The 3,033-nt window shown below is 73.2% G+C and carries 2 protein-coding genes and 1 pseudogene; 2 read left to right on the top strand and 1 reads right to left on the bottom strand.

Features of this window, described 5'->3' with window-relative positions; translation table 11 throughout:
• Positions 1 to 1,143: 1,143 nt before the first annotated feature.
• Complete coding sequence (locus tag ACFW2E_RS44350; protein WP_384477115.1) at positions 1,144 to 2,067, top strand: LAETG motif-containing sortase-dependent surface protein; 924 nt, start codon at positions 1,144 to 1,146, stop codon at positions 2,065 to 2,067.
• Positions 2,068 to 2,255: 188 nt separating this feature from the next.
• The gene (locus ACFW2E_RS44345; RefSeq protein ID WP_384477112.1) at positions 2,256 to 2,783 is read left to right on the top strand and encodes a hypothetical protein; all 528 of its coding nucleotides are present in this window, start codon (positions 2,256 to 2,258) and stop codon (positions 2,781 to 2,783) included.
• A 5-nt stretch (positions 2,784 to 2,788) separates the two neighbouring features.
• Here ACFW2E_RS44345 and ACFW2E_RS44340 read toward each other — a convergent pair.
• Positions 2,789 to 3,033: pseudogene (locus ACFW2E_RS44340) on the bottom strand (nucleoside hydrolase); the annotation flags it as partial.

Below are 3,033 nucleotides of genomic sequence, written 5' to 3'. Positions count from 1 at the left end.
TGTCCCAGGGCGGGGGGGCCGGGCTTTGTGTCTAAGAGACCGGCCCTCGGGGCGTGGTGCGGCCGCCCGTTCCCCGGCGCTGCGCGACCGGCGCGGCCCCGAGGGAGGCGTCGCCGCCACGGGCCCCGCCTCCGCGGCCGCCTCCGCACGCTGTGAGGCAGACCCCTGACCGGCGCTCCGCGAGCGGCGCGCCGGACGCGCGGGGGCGCCCTCGGCAGCGGCCGGACCCGGGCTCGTGGGCCCCTCGGCCGCCGGAGTCTGCCGGGCGACTGGCTCCGCCGCCGGAGTCATTCCAGCGACTGGCTCCGCCGCCGGAGTCATTCCAGCGACTGGCTCCGCCGTCGTCTGACTGGCCGATCCCTCCGCCGTGGTGCGAGCGCGCCGCACCGGCCGCTCCCCCGCTGCGCCGACGGCGCGAGCGGGGCGCTCCCCGGCGCCGGCGCGGGCCCCCGCCCCGGCCCGGCGGGGCCGGGGCGGGGGGGGGGCGGCTCGGGCGGGGGGGGCGCGGCCACCCCCCGCCCCCGCCCGCCGGCGGGCTGACCGACCGGCAGGCCCTGGGCGAGCCGGACGGTGGTGTCCGGGTCGAGCAGGCCGTCCTCGCGCGGGGGCCCGCTGGTCAGGAGCACCTCGCCCGCGGGCAGCGGCACCGGTTCGCCGGACGGGTGGCGACGCACCGCCGGGCGTGAGTGCGGGTGAAGTGCAGGACCCCGGGCGCGGCGCCCGGCCCGAAGCCGTACGACGGGCCGGTCCTCGTCCACGGCCGCCCTGGTGGACGTACGCGGATCCCGGCAGGGCCGGCATGAGCAGCATGGCCGCCCGGGCCCGGCGCAGGCCCGCCACCGCGTCGACCTGCGGTGCCTGCCTGGCGGAAATGCCGGTCACACGGGCTCCCTTCGGAAGGACGACGGTACAAACACTGTCCACATTGCCGGGAAAGCGAATCTTCGTACTGTGCGGAGCAGATCATTCCCTGTGTGGGGGAGTTGTGACGACTCGTGAACTCCCTTGATTTCAGCACCAGTTGACAGTTTCAACGATCCCGAACACCATGTGCTCACGCTGTGCCGCATGTGACCGATGGGGCCGGTGATTCCTCTGCCTTCCTTGTGCCTTCCTCCGCTCTCGCCGAGCTTTTGAGATGGGATGTCCATGGCCATCAGCCGTGTCATCGTGCGCCGCCTGCTGGGGACGGGCGCCGCATCACTCGCCCTCTGCGCGTCCTCCGTCGCCGCCGCCTCCGGGGCCCGGGCCGACGACGCGCCCGGCGGTGACGGCTGGAAGTCCGGCGGCGCCTACGCGCCCGGCACCGGCGCGGGTACCGAGACCGGCACCGACCGCTGCCAGTTCTCGCTCGACGGCACCGACTTCCACGACTCGGTCAAGGTCGACGACCAGAACCTGAGGCCCACCGACGACGGCAAGGTCCACATCAAGGTCCGCACCGCCGGTGACGCCGCCACCTGCACCTCGTCCCTGGCCTCCTACCTCGCCCACGGCGCCTCCTTCGCCACCTCCGGCGAGCAGGCCTTCGTCGACTTCGACTCCGTGACGGTCAAGCCCGGCGAGACCGGATCCCTCGACATCGCGGTGCCCGACGCCGGCTGCTTCGCCCAGATCGACCTCTACCGCGGCGCGGTGAAGTTCGACGGCCGGACGGACGCGAACGACGGCTTCGACCACGGCGACCTGCCCAAGGGCCCGGACCACCCGGTCATCAAGGACAAGCTGATCGCGGCGTGGAACGGGGGCACGAAGGACTGCACCACGACGGAGTCGCGTCCCCCGGCCACCCCGACCCCGTCCGCGCCGGAGTCCGGGCAGCCGTCGGCCCCGGCCGAGGAGACGACCCCGCCGGCCTCCGCAACCCCCTCGACCGGCACCCCGACGCCGAGCGCCTCCGAGTCGGCCGCCACCCCGGCCCCCACGCCGAACGGCGGTGGCGGTGACCTCGCGGAGACCGGCGGCGGCAGCGACAGCGGCATCATCGCGGCGGGCGCCGCGGTGCTCCTCGCGGGCGGCGCCGCGATCGTCCTCGCGACGAAACGCCGCCGTACGGCCCGCTCCTGAACCAACCCCCTGATACGAACGCCCCGGAGACCCCCGCTCCGGGGCGTTCGTCCTTCCCCGCCGCCCGCAGCAGCCGGAGCGCCTGCCAGACGGCCGGGTCGGTGGACCGTGTCACCCGCCGCCGTCGACCAGATCAACTCCATCTAGGATCGGCCGAGTTCCTTTGTTTCTTTCCACGGGGTGTCCACATGCGTTCTCCCATTCGCTCCACCACGCGCTCGCTGGGCGCCGCCGGCGTCATCGCCGCCCTCGCCGTCGCGGTGGCTGCCTCCCCGGCCTCCGCGGCGACCTACGCCACCAAGAGCTCGTCCACGCCGTACATCCCGCTGCCGGGTAAGCCCGACGTGAAGATCACCGCGGAGCTCCGTGTGCAGCTGACCGACACGGCGCCCGGCGGGTACCGCTGGTACAGCGCCGACATGATCCACCTCTCCTGGGACGGCAGCAGCTTCTTCACCGGCGGCAAGCGCTTCAACGACGTCTATGTGCACCTGCAGCTGAAGCACGGCGGCAAGGTCAAGGCCGTCTCGGACGAGAACATCACCTACGACCTCAACCACTCGGAGCAGGACTCGAAGTACGTCAACTCGAACGACGCGGAGATCCGCACCAAGAGCACGTACTGGCAGGCCGACGCCGTCATCTACGCCGACGTGGCCGACGACGGCAAGGGTTACCTGAAGTACGACCTGAAGGCCACCCCGACGATCAAGTAACCGTCCTAGCGCTCGACCGTCTCCAGGTACAGCTTCACGTACCGCTCCACGTCGACGTCCAGCGCCACATCCACCAGGGCCTGTTCGCGTACGCCGTCGTGGATCTCCGACTCCCCGGGGCGCGGGCGGCGGTCGACGACCGTCTGGCCGCGGGCCGGCCCGGGGGCGAGGGAGACCTCGACGGGCAGCGACTGCGTGGAGATGCCGGCCGGGTCGGCGACCGCGCACACGGCGCCCGCGTCACCGAGTC

This window comes from Streptomyces sp. NPDC058964 (assembly GCF_042741275.1).
In the GTDB taxonomy this organism is placed as follows: Bacteria; Actinomycetota; Actinomycetes; order Streptomycetales; family Streptomycetaceae; genus Streptomyces.
Note: the sequence above shows the minus strand (reverse complement) of the source record. Positions and strands in the feature narration are given on the sequence as shown.